The sequence below is a fragment of the Pectobacterium polonicum genome (genome assembly GCF_005497185.1).
GTDB lineage: Bacteria > Pseudomonadota > Gammaproteobacteria > Enterobacterales > Enterobacteriaceae > Pectobacterium > Pectobacterium polonicum.
Map to the genome: position 1 here is coordinate 489,310 of NZ_RJTN01000002.1, position 17,653 is coordinate 506,962.

Here is a 17,653-nt window from a genome sequence, read left to right on the forward strand (position 1 = left end):
GCACAACCATGACCGGTCCACACCCTCTCAATCAGGCTGTCATCGCACAAGCACTGCATGATCTGCGCAATGGTCAATTGCGCAGAGCCAAGTCCATGGGATTTGATGACACTGACCTCGATGCACTGAAACATCCTGCCATGGCAAGTGTGCTGGCCAACGCCAACGTGTCCTGGTGCTCCGTCGTGGTCAACCGCGATGTGCTGCGTCGGCTACTGCATCAGGTCGATGGTGTAACCGAAGAAGTCGCCAGAATTGACCGGCTTCTGCGCCTGGGGGCCAGTACCGAACTTATCAGCAAGTTCTTCGGGCTCACCCATCAGGAAATCGCGTTGCGCCGCAGTGTGATCGGATTGCCAAAAAGGAAAGGCCGCCATCCGGTTCTGACCGAAGAGCAGGATACCAATCTGTGGCACAGCTGGTCTGCTGCAGTTAAATCACAGAAAGTGGCACTCAATGACGATATGGATATGCTGGGTATCGCAGCAGATCTCGCTGAAGCTAAAGACCTGCCTCTGTCCGTTATCTGGAGTGCCATACGCGGATGGATTGATGAAGGACAGACCTGATGGCGGGAAGCCAGCCACGCACGAACGGCCCCATCCGGCTGAATGAGCTGTTCGACCAGGCTTTCTCCCATCTGCAACCGCAATCTGTGAAGCCGGTTCAATCCGCCTCATCGCCTGCGGCAACGGATGGTTTCCTCTTCAGCGGCAATCACCATGACAGTGTGCCACGGGCACTACTGATGGACGGACGGCTGACCCCGCTTGAACGCAACGGCTGGCAAGTTTTCCGGCTGATGCTTGCAGAGGATGGTATTACCGCGATGCCCACGTACGATCAACTCGCTCCCTGGCTTGCCTCCATGCCGTGCGCGGCCAGAGCGTCTCACGAAACGGTCGCACGCACCCTGACGATGCTGCGCCTGACCCGATGGATCAGCCTGGTCAGGCGCAGACGTGATCCACGCACAGGCCGCATTCTGGGCAACCTCTATGTCCTGCACGATGAACCACTCACTCCCTATGAGGCCATCCAGCTTGACGCCGACTACCTGGCGTTGGTCAGCCAGTCTCTGGTCCATGCCAGCAAGTCTGTCCAACGTGTCGGTGTGTATACGCTACAGGAGATGTCCCAGGATTCGATGCTCAGCGGCCAGGTACTGCCAACCCGATTGCAGGTGCTGACACAGCGTCTGGCCGCACAGGGCTGGCGCATGGATTCACGTTACCCACAGGATATGAACGATCACGATTCCGAAGAAGGGATAACGCCCCCTCTTCGGAATAATGGCGACCTGACTTCGGATTCCAAATCAGGCCTGAGCGCCAGCAAAATCAACCCACTTCGGAATCCGAAGAACATCAGTACAGTACATATAAAAGAAAATAATAAAAAAGTACTTACAGTACCGCGTGCGCAAGAACTTGGGATGCTGCATTTCCCGGAGCGCTTTATGGCACTCAAGGCTGAGCAGCAATCCGGTGCGCTGGCCGCATTGCAGTCGGTTGAGCCCAGTTTGCACCAATCCGTCCTTGACGAATGGGATGCCCGCTGCACGACAACCACCATTCGCAACCCCGCAGGCTATCTGTTTGGCATCATCCAGAAAGCCCTGCGCGGTGATTTCCGAGCCTGGGCTGGGCAGAAGGACAACACACAAACAACGCCCGCCACCAAACCACGTGAAGCCCCCATCCCACCGCAGCCGCCTGCGGCGAACAGAGATGTCGCACTGGCCCATCTGGCACGACTGCGCAAATTGCTGGATGCCACCTGACGACATATCCATCACCATCCATGGTTGTCTATACCCTGGGTATAACTGCACACACAGCCTTCCAGACGATACGCATACGACCCACACAAAAATAGCAACATATCGTCCACTGGCGTCCACCGTCGCCTATACCCCGGGTATAGCGGCCCCCCCTTCCCTCGCAAAGCGTCCGGTGCCTCGCAAAACAGGCTGACCAGCAGTGCGGTTTCATGACTGACGGCCTTCCTGTTACAGCCGAAGCTGGCGACTCGTTTCACTACAGAGAGTCACATCACCATGGCCAACGAAAACAATGCCACCGAGTCCTTGCAATTGAACCTGGGGTCATTGCGCAGTGCGATGTCACTGACCCTGCATACCCACCACGCGTCGCGTATCTGGCACGGACGCGCAGCCGCAGAAGGAAAACCCGGCATCGTCGGCCTGAACGGATTTGTCTCCATCATGAACAAGCTCAAGCGCGGTGCCGAGCAGGACGATCCCTACTCCGACTGGTGGATGCTGCGCATTGAAGACAAGCTGTCGCTCACCAAAGAACAGCTCCAGAACTTGCGCCAACAAGTGGATCAAGCACTGGCTGACGTACCACCCGCGCTGAGTATTGGTGAAAACATGAATGTGCAACCCGTCAAGCTGCCGCTATTCGTCTCCTCGCAACTGGGCTTTATGGCGGTCTATTTACTGGCCGACTACGACGATCTTGCCCGCCGCCTGATCCTGGCCCACCACACCGCACTGATTGACCGCTCAACCCTTGAACGCTGGCTCAACGACGGAGCCCATGCCCTGCGCAGTCTCTTCAGTCTGGCGCAGCAATACCGCTACTCCGGCACCCGGCGCGACGACTTTGCTGCCAACAATGCCGCAGCCCGTGCCGCAGTGGAAAAATACGGAGAACTGCCGCAGGACGTGCTCGAAGGCACGCGTCGTTCACGCTTCGCACCACCCTTGATCCGGCGTGGACAAACGAACATGGCGCATTCAGGCACCACACATCAAACCCCCTCACACGCAGACGAACCTGCTGATGTCCCTGCCAACACCAGTGGAAACCCAACCGAAGAGGCACAGGATAGCGAGGATGACCACGCATGAGCGCATCGACACGTTTCACCCTGCTGGAACAGACCGCCTTCCAGCAGTTGGGACATGCAGGCTACCTAAAAGGCCTTTTAAAACCTTTTAAAGGTAAAGGGGCACTCGAAGTCTGGGCCAGCCAATGCGAGGCACTGCGCGACAACCTGATCGTGCTGGCGCAACGACAGGTTCTGGCACAGGCACGCAGCCATCCCTTCAACCTGCTACCCACGCAACTGGCCCAGCAAACCACTGGCGCAGGCACCACCTTTCTGCGCTGGCGCAACCTTGATCGCAGCAGTATGGGCGTAGCCCTGTGGCAGAAGATGATGGCCAATCCGGCTACGCCACCCGGACTCATCGGCGATTTACACGCAATAGAAGTCCAGCGTGCCGTGCTGAACATGCAGATTAGCCTGTTGCACACACTCGCACGCCAGGCCAGGGACTGCGCCAGCAAAGTGGCCCATGCCGACGATATTTATCTGCGCCGGACAGGCCATCAGGCAGATCTAAACCAGTCCCATACAGGGGGAACATCAGGCATCAGCACAACACCGTTGACGGTTTCAACCGGCATTGTCTTTCCAATGCGGGCATTTCACATCAAACAGGAGTCATAGACATGAGTACACATTTCAGTGGCGAGGGAAATATCGGCTCTGCGCCAGAATTCCACGAGTACCCCAACGGCAACGAAGAACCACGTCGGGTGTTGCGTCTGAACGTCTACTTCGACAACCCCGTCCCCGGCAAGAGCGGTGCCTTTGAAGATCGTGGCGGTTTCTGGCGGCCAGTTGACTGGTGGCATCGTGATGCGGAGCAATTCTCTGGACTGTTCCAGAAAGGCATGCGGGTCGTGGTTGGCGGACGTGTGGAGCGCGACGACTGGACCGATGAGAACAACAACCCGCGCACGACTTACCGGGTCAATGCACGCAGCGTTGGCATCCTCCCTTACCGAATCGAGGCCATCACCCTGAGCCCCAAGTCAGGGTCAGCAGATCCGGGGCCACAGACCGAGTAACACATCGCGCTTCGGGACGATCCCAGACAGCGGTCGTCCCCTATTCCACTGACGTCTATTGCGTTTCGCACACTCGAATACGTTGGCTCGTAATCCGCATTCTTTATCATTTTAAAATCTCCAGCCGGGAATACTCGACGGCATGATTCACGTGCCGAGAGAATTCCATGAAGCTATTTCTGTGCGAGAAGCCCTCCCAGGGCAAAGATATCGGACGTGTACTGGGGGCTACCCAACGAGGCAAGGGTTGCCTCACCGGTTCAGGTATCACCATAACCTGGTGCATCGGTCATCTCGTTGAAGCAGCACCGCCCGATGCCTATGGCGAGCAGTACAAACGCTGGTCTATCGAGCAATTGCCCATTATCCCTGAGCGCTGGCGCGTCGACGTCAAATCCAAGACCGCCTCGCAGTTCAACGTCGTCAAAGACCTTCTGAGCAAGGCAAGCGAACTGGGCATCGCGACGGATGCCGACCGGGAAGGCGAGTTGATCGCACGCGAGATCATCGAGCTGTGTGGTTATCGCGGCCCCATCCAGCGGCTCTGGTTATCGGCACTCAATGACGCGTCGATCCGCAAGGCACTGGCAACGCTCAGGCCATCAAGCGAAACCCTGCCGATGTACTTCTCGGCCTTGGCTCGTTCCCGCGCAGACTGGCTGATTGGCATGAATCTCAGTCGCCTGTTCACCGTTATGGGGCGGCAGGCCGGTTACGACGGCGTCCTCTCCGTGGGCCGGGTACAAACCCCAACGCTGAAACTGGTTGTCGATCGCGACCGCGAGATCGCACGTTTTGTCTCTGTACCGTTCTGGGCAGTCGAGACCGTACTATCGAGCGCAGGTCAATCTTTCATTGCAGCCTGGCTTGCACCAGATACAGCAACAGACGATGCCGGCCGCTGCCTGCATGAGACCATAGCCCGGCAGGCGGTGGAGCGCATGCGTTCGGCTGGTAGCGCACAGATCACGTCCGTCGAGACTGAACGCATGCGTGAAGGCCCGCCGTTACCCTTCGATCTGGGCACGCTGCAGGAAATCTGTTCCAAACAGTTGGGTCTGGACGTGCAGGAAACCCTGGAAATCGCTCAGGCACTGTACGAAACGCACAAAGCGACGACGTACCCGCGCTCAGACTCCGGCTATCTGCCCGACAGCATGTTCGCCGAGGTGCCCACCGTACTCGACAGTCTTCTCAAGACCGATCCTGGCCTGCGACCGCTCATTGACCAGCTAGACCGCAACCAGCGCTCACGTGCCTGGAACGACAGCAAAGTCACGGCGCACCACGGCATCATTCCCACGCTCGAACCCGCTAACCTAGCGGCCATGAGCGACAAGGAACGGGCAGTCTATACGCTGATCCGTGCCCACTATCTGGCGCAGTTTCTGCCGCAACATGAGTTTGACCGCACCACTGCACGCTTATCCTGTGCGGGTGAAACGCTACAGGCTGTCGGCAAGCAGGTCGCCGTCATCGGGTGGCGGCAGGTACTCGCTGAGCCCAGGCCAGACGATGATGGCGAAACCACTCCGCGCAGCCAGGTTCTGCCAGCGCTGCATGAAGGTTTGTCTTGCCAGATCACGGGAATCGACTGCAAAGCGCTCAAGACATCGCCGCCACGTCCTTATACCCAGGGCGAACTGGTCAAAGCGATGAAGGGCGTTGCCAAATTGGTTGCCGATCCACGCCTGAAGCAAAAGCTGAAGGACACCACGGGTATCGGCACTGAGGCGACTCGTGCCAATATCATCAAAGGATTGCTTGACCGTGGCTACCTGCTGAAGAAAGGCCGTTCGGTACGTGCCTCCGATGCGGCCTTCACACTCATCGACGCCGTTCCCTGTGCCATTGCCGACCCCGGCATGACCGCCATCTGGGAACAGGCGCTGGACATGATCGAAGCCGGTCAGCTCACTCTCGATGTCTTCATCGACAAGCAGTCAGCCTGGATCACGCAGTTGGTACAGCAGTATCGAGGAGCATCGCTGTCTATCAAGGTGCCACAGGGACCCGCATGCCCAGAATGCGGCACCGCTATGCGTCAGCGTACTGGCAAAAGCGGGCCATTCTGGTCTTGCCCTCGCTATCCTGATTGCAAAGGCTCTCAGCCTATCGACAACGGCAAACACAAACGTGCTATGCCGCGCAAACGTAACAGCAGCGCCCGGGCATCCTGAGCCGCTCTGAACCCAAAAGCCATGTCACGCCTTTTGTGATGATATGGCTCCATCCCGCGCCCATGCGGGAATCCCCGCGCACCACGCCTTCTACTGAACAGTGCGCACTTCGCTATGCTCCGGCAGCGAGGCAGATGGCAACTCGTCCACGGATCGCACCAGACGCTTTCCCTCTTCTCCGGTACTTCCGCTTTCCTTGAAGGGTTTCCTGATGCCTTGCTTGAGAGGCCAGACATCAGGAAACCCTTCAGGGATGACGGTATTCGTTACCGCGCCCAACGGCGAAAAACTGGGCTCCCTTTGTGTGTGGATACATGCCAGAGGATTCCGGCCACAACCACGATAACGGCCGGGTGCGATTGCTGCGACAGTGAATGGTTTTGACGACGACCACATCCTGAAACAGCCCACAGGTGGTTTATTCCTACCAAGTCGGAGGCCAACAGGTCCCCGACACTTTTTCTCCTGATTTACGACACACACGGTTGGGCCTGTGGCCCTGAACCAAAAAACAGGAGACCTATGAACATGCAACCTACACCCCATGTACTGCAATTCGGCAGCGTCTGCAGTGGCATCGAGGCAGTCAGCCTCGCCTGGGAACCACTGGGTATAGCCGTCTGGTTTTCGGAAATCGACCCTTTCCCGTGTGCCGTGCTCGCACACCGCTACCCCCATGTGCCCAACCTCGGCGACATGACGCGCATCGCCAACCAGGTACACGGTGGTGAGGTCAGCGATACCCTGGAGACGCCCACATGTGCGACCCGTTCAAGATTGACTCCCAAACCTGCATCAGTTTTTCCGGTGGCCGCACCAGTGCCTATATGCTGTGGCGCGTTTTACAGGCCAACAGCAGCTTACCTGCCGATACCGTAGTCTGCTTCGCCAACACGGGCAAAGAAGTAGAAGCTACCCTGCGATTCGTGCACGACTGCCATTTCCAGAGGAATGGCATCTCGAAAATAGGGAACGGCTCCAGTTCATATTTCTCGTCGCGCCGGCATTGAGGCACGGGCAGTCTGTCGGCATGTTTTGCTGACGTTGTCAGCGACATGCCACGCAACCACGGTCTACAAGGTTGCGGTGCGGCAAAAACCGCATGACCGAGCCAGTTCGCACAGCATCCTCACGCGAACGACCACCGGTTTCTACCGGTAGTGGATGCATCCGCCTTATCAACCCATCGCGGGGTGACACACCCTCGCCATCGGGCCTGGTGTGTCTCCGCTTCATTTTCAATGGAGATTTCACCATGAGCCATTCTACTTCAGGCGAAAAGGCCTATTTCGATCTGCACACCGAAGGTTACGGTCGTCTGCAACGCGTACGGGAAGTTCCCGTGCGGAGTGGCCGACGTGCTCAACCCTTCCTGGCCTGCACCATCGCAGCGCTGGTCGGCTCGGCCCAAGAACCGACCACCCGCTATTTTGATGTCAAAGTCACAGGTGCCGAGGCTAAAAAACTGGTCGAACACTATGTCGGCATTGATGATTCAAAGCAGCGTCCGATGATCAAATTCCGGCTGGGGGATCTGTGGAGTGATGCATTCATTCGCCCCAACGGTGAGCGCAAGGGTGAACCGGCAGCCAGTCTCAAGGGACGGCTCCTGAAAGCTGAACTGATCGACCCTGCCGCACTGCAAATAATCGAACAGTACGAGCTGGTCACTCGGGGCATTGGCTACCTCAATCAGCCCAAAGACGTCACACCGAAGAAGGGTGACCCGTTCCTCGCATGCGCCATCGGTGCGCTGGCTGGGCCTGTCGAAGAACCGGAATACCGGTACATCAACACCATCGTGACCACACCGGAGGCTCAACATCTGGTGCGCCGTTGCGTGCAGGCCGTCGAGGCTGAGCGCAAGGTACTGGTGGCCTTTCGTCTCAACGACATGAAAGCTGATCCGTACCTTCGCACGAAAGGCGAGCATGCTGGCGAGCCGGCTGCGAGTCTGGAGTCCAAACTGATCCATATTGGCCTGATCAAGATCGATGGCCAATTGGTCTATCCCACTGCCAACCAGGCTCCCTCTTCCGAGTATGCTACCGCGGTATCCACTGCGTCAGAAAGTCCTGATAACAGCGTGGATATGCCGTCTACGACGCCCGGTACAACCGAACCTGAAGCGCAATCCTCGGTAGAAGAAGAGCCCGCTCTCGTCACTTCACGCTAAGCCGATCGGCAAGACCTCACAGTGGGGTCTTGTCTCTTTTCCCAAGGTTATCGGTAGTACAACGCATCCCAGGAGATTATCCATGGCTACAGCAGCCGTTCAATCCGCTCCCCCCATCATCGTTAGCGGCCAACTCGCAATCCGCACAATATCCGGTCGTAACGGCCGGTTCACAGTCGGTCGTCTCACCACTCACCTTGGGCTGTTCCATGTCAAAGATCCCGAACTGGAGCAGTATCCCGAAGGAAAGTATGAGGGTAAATTTGCGATTCGATATATTTATCCGAAAGCCTATCCTGTCGGCGACGGCATGCGATTCGAGATCCGGGCCAGCCTGGATGGCATGACCTTGTCCGGCATCGACAAACTCAGCAAAGCAGAGGCTCGCGCCTTCGCCACGCAGGATGTCGATCCGCTTGATGAGGAATCGGGTACTCAACCCGTACCCACGCCAACCGCAACGTCCAAATCCAAGGCCAGGCCTGCCCCTGTACAAGCCACCCAGGACCCACTGGTCGACACCACGCCATTCAGCGTCGATGCACCCTCCGCAACTGTAGCGGCCTCGGACAATCTCGATAGCGATGATGCTGCATTGTTCGGCATCCTCTGGCCGCTGGGTGAATCGGTGAAGCTGGACGCAACCATTGACCGCAGCACGTTGCGCCTGCAAGTCGCGCGGTTGAGCCAGTTGAGCTATGCGTTCGACGCCACGGCCCAGCAGTGGAACCGCCAGCCAGAATCTCTGGCGATCTGATTCCTCCAGCCACCGCTGCGCGCTTTTCCCATCCTTCGGGGCAACACGACCCCAAGGGCAGTGTTGCCCCTCAATTTTTTATTGAGGACACCACCATGCCCGAATCTTCATTACAGCAACCGTTGTTCCGTATCGACGAATGTACTGACCTGATGGCTGATGCCTGCGTCAGCCGCGAGAATGGCGATCTGGTCTTTGTCTCAATCTGGGCGCGGGATACCGCCGTCCAGCAATTTATCGCCCGACTCACACTGGGCCGCGATGACGATGGACTGAACCAGTTTCACCTCATCACAGAGCACGGCGGCTCCGTACCTGTGTTCATCCCTTCGGTCGAGCGCCTAGAAAAGCGTCTGACCCGCAACTATCGCCGCACGCTGTTTGGATCGCTCACCAATCTGTGGCTGTTCGACCAGAGTTGCATCTGCCCTGACAAGGGCACAGCCAGCGCACTGGCGCTACTGCCGCGCTCTGCTGCTGAACCGACCGTTCGCTTGTGGCAACTCGTCAAAGATACATGTCCGCTGCCACTGCTCGACCACTGGCAAACGCCCGTGCTGGAGTTACTGCGCAGCCGCGACATGCTCCATGAACTACCGGTCGCTCTCGGGCCGCTGCAGGGCTTTCGCCTTGGACTGGACGTGCCAGCACTCATCGATGCGCTGGGCGAGCTTATTCGTAACGGCGTTCTCACGGCCTATCCATATCCGTCACAGATCTGGACACCGCACGCGGTGGTCTGATCATTTCACGGCAGGCGCACCTTACCAGGCACCTGCACGTTCTTTCATCATCGCCAGACAGGAGATCCCTATGGCACTCATGTTTCCCCGGCTCGCCAGAAATTTTGCCAAAAATGGCTATTACCCTACCGATGAGTCCACGCTCGAACGGACACTCGCCGCACTGGCTCCCAGCGATGAGCCCATGTGCATTATCGACCCTTGTGCCGGCGAAGGCGTTGCGATTGCCGAAGCCGCCCATGCCCTCGGGCTTGATCACACCCGTTCGTACGCTGTCGAGTACGATCAGGAGCGCGCCAGCCATGCACGGTTGTTGGTCGATCACTGCATCCATGCCGACCTGATGGATACCCTCATCTCGCGTCAGGCATTCGGTTTGCTTTGGCTCAATCCACCGTACGGCGACTTATCCAGAGATGCCAACGGCAACATCGGCTACGACGGTAAGGGCCGGCCCCGACTGGAAAAGCTGTTCTACCAGCGGACGCTGCCCTTGCTGCAGTACCACGGTATTCTCGTTTTCATCATTCCGTTCTATGTGCTCGACCAGGAAATGGTTGGCTGGCTCACACGCCACTTCGCCGACCTGCGTGTCTTCCGTCCGGTAGATACACAGTTCAAACAAGTGGTGCTGTTTGGTCGTCGTGCTCACCAGCGCGATCTGGCGAGTGAAGACGTGAAGTCCACCCGCGCCCGGTTGTTGCAAATCGGGCAGGGAGAACAGGACGTAGAAGAATTGCCGCCCGAGTGGACGTCGCTTCCCTATATCGTGCCAAGCGCCCAGGCCGAACCCGAGCATTTTTATCGCATCAGCATGGAGCCGATGCAGTTCGCCGAAGAAGTACAACGTCTGCGAGGTTTGTGGCCGGCGTTCGAGACTCACCTCGGTGCTGCGCAGCAATCGCTGCGTGCGCCTGCTCGCGCTTTATCTGAATGGCACCTGGCATTGGCTCTGGCGGCGGGTGCGATCTCCGGTGTTGTGCAGTCCCAAAGCGGCCGCACACTTGCGGTCAAGGGCGACACCTACAAGCAGAAAGCGACGAGCACCGAGTATTGCGAACGCGATGACGGTTCAATCGCCGAAACGCGCATTCTCACCGATAAGTTCGTGCCCGTCATCAGAGCATGGGATTTATCTCCCGACTCAGCCACGCTGGGACGGATTCTCACCATCCATTAATCCCCGCAAGGGGAAGCAGTACCACCTACACACTGCTGGCCACTGAACCCGAGTTCAACACCAGCTCATTTCTCTTACCCATCGGGGCATACATCGCCCCTGGGCGGTGCATGCCCCATTTTTTGGAGCATCACCATGAGCATACAAATCGAAGCAGCTCCTGCCGTCACGCAATCGCCCGAGACAGGCGATCTGTTCGGCCCTGCGAACGACGAACTATCTATCAGTCTGCAGGATTTTGTCAGCGAGTTCGGGGATGAGTTGCTCGACTCTCTCAACCGAGCCAATCCACCGGTCTACAACGGTGTGCCACGTGCAAACCGACAACGCATTCTCGCCAGTCTCAAGCGACAGTTGTTCCCCGCTCAGGCCGAGGTCGTGCATGCAGCAGCCGAGTTGCTCGTCAACCAAGGCGAGCGAGCGGCCATCGTCAATGGTGAGATGGGGACGGGCAAAACCACCGTCGGCATCGCGCTGGGGGCGGTACTCAATGCGGAAGGCTATCGCCGCACACTCGTCCTCAGCCCACCGCACCTGGTCTATAAATGGCGGCGAGAGATTCTCGAAACCGTCACGGGGGCCAAAGTCTGGGTGCTCAACGGCCCGGACACACTGCTCAAACTGATCAAGCTGCGCGAGCAACTGAATGTGCCAGCCGATGGACAGGAATTTTTCATCATTGGCCGTGTGCGCATGCGAATGGGCTTCCACTGGAAGCCCGCGTTCGTTCGCAAGCGCACCCGTCACGGCACCGTTGGGCTTTGTCCACACTGCGGCACCATGGTTAACACCCTTGATGGCGAGCCAGTCAGCGCACTGGAACTCGACGCTGAGGAAGTGCGTCGCAAGTGTGGCGTTTGCAAAAGTGCCCTCTGGACACTGATGCGACCACGCAGTTTGTCAGGCAGCGATCAATCCGCAGCAGTACTGCGGGCGCTGAAACGCATTCCGACCATTGGTGAAGCCACGGCGGCCAAGCTGATGAAAACCTTCGGCGATTCATTCCTGGCCTCGATGCTTGGGGACAACTTCCACCAGTTCATCAATCTGATGGACAACCGGGGGGAGTTGGTCTTTTCAGACCGGCAGGCTCAGCGTATGGAACGCGCCATGTCGAGTATGGAGTTCGGCTTCGGTGAGGGCGGCTATCAACCCAGTGAATTTGTGAAGCGCTATCTGCCGCAAAGCACGTTCGATTTGCTCATCGCCGACGAAGCCCACGAGTACAAGACAGGCGGTTCCGCGCAAGGTCAGGCCATGGGCGTGATTGCGGCCAAAACCCGCAAAACGTTGCTGCTCACCGGCACGCTGATGGGAGGCTACGCTTCCGATCTCTTCTATCTGCTGTTCCGAGCATTGCCCGGACGTATGATCGAAGACGGCTACCGACCAAGTACCAGTGGCAGCATGAACGCTGCAGCCATGGCATTCATGCGGGATCATGGCGTCCTCAAGGACATCTATTCCGAGAGCGACGGCCCGGCCCACAAGACCGCAAAAGGCTCGAAGGTCACCGTCAGAACCGTCAAAGCGCCAGGGTTCGGCCCCAAAGGCGTGCTGCGCTGCGTTCTGCCCTTCACGATTTTCCTCAAACTCCGAGACATTGGTGGCGTACTACCCCCGTATGACGAAGAGTTCAGGGAAGTCGAGATGGACGCCGAGCAAAGCGATACCTACAGCAAGCTCGCTGCCAGCCTGACGTCCCAGCTCAAGGAAGCCCTGCGAAAGCGGGATACCACCTTGCTGGGCGTGGTGCTCAATGTGCTGCTGGCCTGGTCTGACTGCTGCTTTCGTACCGAAACCGTGCGCCACCCGCGTACGCGAGAGGTACTGGTATTCACCCCGGCCCAGTTCAACGAGCTGCAGGTGATGCCCAAGGAGCGGGAACTGATCGACATCTGCAAGCAGGAGAAAGCAGAGGGGCGCAAGATCCTGGCCTATTCCGTCTACACAGGCACGCGAGATACCACCAGCAGGCTGAAAATGCTGTTGGAGCAAGAAGGTTTTCGGGTTGCGGTATTGCGCGCCAGCGTCGATGCCAGCCGCCGTGAAGACTGGATTGCAGAACAGCTCGACCGTGGCATCGATGTCCTCATCACCAACCCGGAGCTTGTCAAAACAGGGCTGGATCTTCTGGAGTTCCCCACGATTGTGTTCATGCAATCAGGGTACAACGTGTACACACTGCAGCAGGCCGCACGACGCTCCTGGCGTATCGGCCAGAAGCAGCCTGTGAAGGTGATCTACCTGGGGTATGCGGCCACGTCGCAGATGACGTGCCTGGCTCTGATGGCGAAGAAGATTCTGGTTTCTCAGAGCACGTCGGGAGACGTTCCTGAGTCAGGGCTGGATGTGCTTAATCAAGATGGCGACTCTATTGAAGTTGCTCTAGCCCGACAACTTGTCGCGGCCTGATGTTCCTATTTGCTGGCGTCCCGCAAGGACGCCGGTTTTTTCACATGACACGTTGCGCGGCGGTGGTGAAAACTGCCCAGAGACAGCGGGCTTGTTCTTCATAGCGGTCCATTCCTTCACGCACCATCAAAAATAAAGAAGGCACAACATCAGATGTAAGGGAAAATGCCTGTTTTAGACCCAGTTCAGACATTCGCTAACGCCTTAATTCAGCAGCGTCTTTAGGCATCCACTGGAATGAGCTATTAGACATAGCCTTGGCTTCACCATCCGAGTGGCTAATAAATGTACTTTTCAAGACGGAATGAGCTAGACGGAAAGGCTGCTGAATCATTTGCCAGTAACGCCACAAGTACTGCCAGTGCTTCCCAGCCAGCAACCTTCGTCAGACTAAGTCCTTGAATGGGGTTGGTGAGCGTTTCTTTTATAGCGCTTTTTGGCATAGAGACCTTTTGATTATCTTTAAAAATCCCGTACCCTTTTGGCTCTGTTTTCTTTGCCCCCTTTAAGACAACAATGCTTTCAGGCCAGTAATCAACCTGCAATTTCCCCTTATTGCTGAGGTGGGCGTAAATGGCTTGAATAACTTTGCTAGCACTAACTTTGGTGGTGAAGGCGACGATATGAAAAGGGACACAGGCGTTGGCCGCTCCTACGCTGCCAGACGCACTTCGTGGCACATCTTTGGCACCAACCATAGATGAGAGAGCGCCTGACAGTACATCGGTCGGCTTTGGGTTTGTCGCCTTACCCGTCGTAATCTCAGACTTAACTTCAATGACGGAAATGCATGCGTCGGATGGTACAAGACGGATAAAGCCGTCGTGAATATGAATCTGTGGCAGTTCACCGGAGTGAAGAATCAAATCTAGCTGCCCGGAAAGATCATTATTCGGAGCATGCCCTACGATCTGCCCAGTAGACCAGGATGCTGTCGACGGCAGGTGGTTTTCTAAAACTGATCTAATAAATGCTTCGCGTAATGCTCCCGTCACCACCGTATGGCTGGCCGATTTGCTGTCCTCATACATAGACAGCAGCGTGCTGCGAAGACCCTCGAAATGATTGATTACACGATTCATGTGTCGATATACCTAACTAGATTTAGAAAGACATGCGATGTGCATGTCTAGTTCGCCTAATACTGTATGAGTGCGCAACTCGATAGGCAAATTAGCTGTTGGAGTGTTTAGACAAGACTAAAAAATTTTGATCTCAGTCTTTAGTGAGTACAAAAGATCAATGCCAGAATGACTGCTTCTGGCCGACAGCGACCACTTGGGGTAGTGTGCTACCCGATGGTAAGCAAACCTCACGTTTCTATCTGCTCTGCCATTTCCAGCGCGTCGTCGACTTCGATGCCACATATCGCACCGTGATTTCTAACTTGGTATGTCCGAGAAAGAGTCGGACTGCCCGAATATTCTTCGTTCTCCGGTAGATCAGCGTCGCCTTTGTTCGGCGCATGGTGTGCGTGTCATACGTTGCAGGGTCTAAACCAATCAACGCGACCCACAACGATGCGTGCGTACTGGTACGTAGAAAGGTGGGACGACTTGGTTACCCCGCTTGGAAATAGCGAGGCGCGCCACATCGCTCCAAGCAGCCACCGACTGTCATGTCAGCTCGGTACTCTCGAACTGTACGGGTCCATGCATCTTGCGCTGCATGACGATAGCGAGTAGGTAGATACTCTTCCCTTTTGAAATGTTGTAAACGCGCAAGCTGATCAAATCGCAGCCACGTAATCTACTGTCGATCGCCAGGTTGAATAGCGCCATATCTCGCACCTTTTCAGCTAGCTGGAACCGTATGCGAATCGCCCAGATTTCTTTCAGCTTCAACAGAGCCTTTTGGCCAACAAGCCTACCCCTGTTCCAAGGAAAGAGCTGTTTTGTTTCATTGAGGTCCGGTTTCATGGGATTCTCCTTCGATGCAAGGAATCCCATTTTTACTAACAAAAAGGATGCTTTCAACTTTTTGCAGTCACTGGAATCTATCCGCTTGGATACTGTGAGAACAAACGGTGTACCGTTTGATTTAGGTATGGTCAAATTGCCGCAGGCCATGTGAAAAAGAGAAAAATATGAATAGGAAAAGTGTTAGGTGCAAGATGACTGATGTAGAGCTTTGCATCGACCTTGTACCGGCAGCAGGGAATGCATACCGCCGCGCTTTAGACGTGATGACGGCCTATCCAGACTATGCGAAAACAAACTTCCGAATCGTAGTCGAACACTTGACGCAAAAGCTAGGCAAGCATTCTGGCATTGATTTCGAGAATTTAGACCTTTTTAACTCCATTCAAAAGTTGTCCGAATGCCAGATCATCGACCATAGCTTGCGCACTGATCTACATAGAATCCGTCAGCTTGGAAATGAAGTTGTTCACGCAAGGCTAACAAATGGCGATGTAGATGATGGTACAGAGGATACCAGCAAGGCACGAGGTGCTGGTGATTTGGAAAGCGCACTTTCTGCCCGTAAAACGCTAGTGGGAATCTTCGAAAGTGTTTTTCTCTTGATCAACAAAGGTGAAGAGTTGCCAGAGATAACGGCCGTGGACGTCGGCGACCTCACTAGTCAGCAAACACTTTGGAAAGCCATTTCATCAGTGAACTTCGAGGCAAAAATGGCTGCGGGCTTGATTCTGGAAGCGCAGTCGTTGACTCCTTTGCCCAAAGGAGTATTAGTCATCGAGAATAGCCAATACGCGCATAAGCAAACAACTCAAAAAATGGCAGCGGAGCTGTACTGGGCTGCATGCGTGATCAGCGCTGGAGATGATTTAAAAAACCAGTTCGAGATTCACGAAATGGGTGAGGAAGAGACATTTTTGTTTAAGCACGCAAATACAGAGGCATTATTTCGGTATTCTCAGCTTACTTTTAACCAGCAAAAAGGCGAGGAAAGCCAGAAGCGCGGCGTTAAAGCCTTGGAGGCCGCAGCTAAGCGAGGCTATGCCGATGCTCTGTCTGAATACGGTAATTGGCTGCGTGAGGAGGGTAATTTCGGTGAGTCCTTTGAGGTTTTTTCACATGCGTTGAAAAAAGGGAAAATCTCGGCGCATGCAGGACTTGGATTTCTGTATCTGGAAAAAACCTACTCCGACTATTCTCAGAAGCTGGCTGAACAAAGCTTTATAAATGGCATTAATAACGGAGACGAACACTGCAAATACCTGCTTGGAAGGTTCCTCTATGAAGGCACAGAGCTTGTTCAGGATAAAGAGCGCGGCAAAGCGCTTTTAAAAGCAGCAGCGGAAGCGGGTCATGAATCAGCGGCGCATTACTTCAATCTTGCTGTAGATGACAAATTTCACAAAGAGTTACAGGCACATTTTTTAAACATATTGCAAAGTATGCCAAAACGCCCTGAAAGACCAAAGCAAGGGAGAAATGATCCCTGTGCTTGCAAATCAGGCAAAAAATACAAGAGATGCTGTGGTGCTTAACGCAGCCGGATTAATCGAAATCATCGTGGATGGCTGTTTCTGGCTGAAAGCTACCGGTCGTTGCTGACCGCTTTCGACCCATTGCTGCAATACTCATTGCCGCAGCTACTATCAGCCATTGACGACACCTAACTGTCTAGTGTAGACAGTAGCAATGGAACAAGAAGCGCTATTAAACATAAAATTTTATTTTATATAACTCATTATGAATTCAAAAAGTAAGAAACTAGAGCTCCATAAACTGACAAGAAGCGTAACGCTTTGGCAGATAATTGTCGCTACATACGTTGGATTGGTTTTTTTAATATATTTTTTATGGTTTGGAGTTTTAACTTCCAGCGCCATATCTCATGAAACCTCAAAATGGGGAGAGTTTGGAGATTATATTGGAGGTGCGCTGAACCCCGTGCTCGCTCTTGCTGCATTCTTTTGGCTTACCAAGGCGGTTATATATCAAAAAGAAGAATTGATTGAGGCTGCCGCTGCCCTTGAGGATACCTCAAAGTCAGGAAGAGCGCAGGCAGAAGCCATGGCAAACACGGTCAAGCTGAGTGCCCACACCGCTTTATTAAATGCAGTAATTAGTGATATTGAGCAACTTCAGTCGGACGCAAGGTTTATTGCTGGTCAGCTAACAATCGACCGTAATGGCATATCAACAGTAATGATTATTACTCCTGGGGGGGTAGAAATGAAAAGCGAAGCTGGCAGAAATCATCTAAAGACAATGGGAGCACAGCTCCAGCGACTAATCATTGAAAGAAATCGCCTTAAAGAAATAGTGGAAAACGGTGGAATTAGCGTTCTTACCCCTTCCCTGAATGAGTCTCAATAAGCCATCAGCACCAACTCCGTAAATTT

General features: G+C 55.0%; 15 protein-coding genes and 1 pseudogene. 13 read left to right on the top strand and 3 right to left on the bottom strand.

Annotated features, from left to right (window positions below; all coding sequences use genetic code 11):
- Positions 1–8 precede the first annotated feature (8 nt).
- From EDI29_RS04575 to EDI29_RS04635, 11 genes are all read left to right on the top strand, one after another.
- Complete coding sequence (locus EDI29_RS04575; RefSeq protein ID WP_137739915.1) at positions 9–569, top strand: DUF2857 domain-containing protein; 561 nt, start codon at positions 9–11, stop codon at positions 567–569.
- Positions 569–1,783, top strand: a complete 1,215-nt coding sequence (locus EDI29_RS04580; protein ID WP_137739916.1) for an STY4528 family pathogenicity island replication protein — start codon at positions 569–571, stop codon at positions 1,781–1,783. The genes EDI29_RS04575 and EDI29_RS04580 overlap by 1 nt, the downstream gene beginning before the upstream one ends.
- Positions 1,784–2,059: 276 nt before the next feature.
- On the top strand, positions 2,060–2,878 hold the full coding sequence (locus tag EDI29_RS04585; protein WP_137739917.1) for a PFL_4669 family integrating conjugative element protein: 819 nt from the start codon (positions 2,060–2,062) through the stop codon (positions 2,876–2,878).
- Positions 2,875–3,483 carry a DUF3158 family protein gene (locus tag EDI29_RS04590; RefSeq protein ID WP_137739918.1) on the top strand — a complete coding sequence of 203 codons (609 nt, stop codon included), beginning with the start codon at positions 2,875–2,877 and terminating at the stop codon, positions 3,481–3,483. Before EDI29_RS04585 ends, EDI29_RS04590 begins: the two co-directional genes overlap by 4 nt.
- Positions 3,484–3,485: 2 nt before the next feature.
- Positions 3,486–3,887 (top strand): single-stranded DNA-binding protein, encoded by a 402-nt coding sequence (locus EDI29_RS04595; protein ID WP_044202807.1) that lies wholly within the window; start codon positions 3,486–3,488, stop codon positions 3,885–3,887.
- Positions 3,888–4,054: 167 nt separating this feature from the next.
- Positions 4,055–6,067: a DNA topoisomerase III gene (locus tag EDI29_RS04600; RefSeq protein WP_137739919.1), complete on the top strand. Its 2,013-nt coding sequence runs from the start codon at positions 4,055–4,057 to the stop codon at positions 6,065–6,067.
- Positions 6,068–7,322: 1,255 nt separating this feature from the next.
- Positions 7,323–8,243, top strand: coding sequence for a DUF3577 domain-containing protein (locus EDI29_RS04615; protein WP_137739920.1), 921 nt, complete (start codon positions 7,323–7,325; stop codon positions 8,241–8,243).
- 82 nt (positions 8,244–8,325) lie between these two features.
- Complete coding sequence (locus tag EDI29_RS04620; RefSeq protein ID WP_137739921.1) at positions 8,326–9,000, top strand: DUF3275 family protein; 675 nt, start codon at positions 8,326–8,328, stop codon at positions 8,998–9,000.
- Between the two features lie 95 nt (positions 9,001–9,095).
- A complete protein-coding gene (locus EDI29_RS04625) occupies positions 9,096–9,743 on the top strand; it encodes a hypothetical protein (protein WP_137739922.1) in 648 nt (215 codons plus the stop codon).
- Positions 9,744–9,813: 70 nt separating this feature from the next.
- The gene (locus tag EDI29_RS04630; RefSeq protein ID WP_137739923.1) at positions 9,814–10,923 is read left to right on the top strand and encodes a DUF6094 domain-containing protein; all 1,110 of its coding nucleotides are present in this window, start codon (positions 9,814–9,816) and stop codon (positions 10,921–10,923) included.
- Between the two features lie 135 nt (positions 10,924–11,058).
- Positions 11,059–13,338 carry a helicase-related protein gene (locus tag EDI29_RS04635; protein ID WP_137739924.1) on the top strand — a complete coding sequence of 760 codons (2,280 nt, stop codon included), beginning with the start codon at positions 11,059–11,061 and terminating at the stop codon, positions 13,336–13,338.
- 40 nt (positions 13,339–13,378) lie between these two features.
- Here the strand turns inward: EDI29_RS04635 and EDI29_RS22690 are convergent, their stop codons facing one another.
- The 3 genes and pseudogenes from EDI29_RS22690 to EDI29_RS23305 form a co-directional block, all read right to left on the bottom strand.
- Positions 13,379–13,531: a hypothetical protein gene (locus tag EDI29_RS22690; RefSeq protein ID WP_167494475.1), complete on the bottom strand. Its 153-nt coding sequence runs from the start codon at positions 13,529–13,531 to the stop codon at positions 13,379–13,381.
- Positions 13,532–13,616: 85 nt separating this feature from the next.
- Positions 13,617–14,420: a DUF6602 domain-containing protein gene (locus EDI29_RS04640; RefSeq protein ID WP_137739925.1), complete on the bottom strand. Its 804-nt coding sequence runs from the start codon at positions 14,418–14,420 to the stop codon at positions 13,617–13,619.
- Positions 14,421–14,650: 230 nt separating this feature from the next.
- Positions 14,651–15,257: pseudogene (locus tag EDI29_RS23305) on the bottom strand (tyrosine-type recombinase/integrase).
- A gap of 194 nt (positions 15,258–15,451) precedes the next feature.
- Here EDI29_RS23305 and EDI29_RS22695 point away from each other — a divergent pair.
- Both EDI29_RS22695 and EDI29_RS04655 read left to right on the top strand, forming a co-directional pair.
- Positions 15,452–16,792: a DUF4145 domain-containing protein gene (locus EDI29_RS22695; RefSeq protein ID WP_167494476.1), complete on the top strand. Its 1,341-nt coding sequence runs from the start codon at positions 15,452–15,454 to the stop codon at positions 16,790–16,792.
- A 205-nt stretch (positions 16,793–16,997) separates the two neighbouring features.
- Positions 16,998–17,627 (top strand): hypothetical protein, encoded by a 630-nt coding sequence (locus EDI29_RS04655; protein WP_137739926.1) that lies wholly within the window; start codon positions 16,998–17,000, stop codon positions 17,625–17,627.
- The last annotated feature ends 26 nt before the right edge of the window (positions 17,628–17,653 follow it).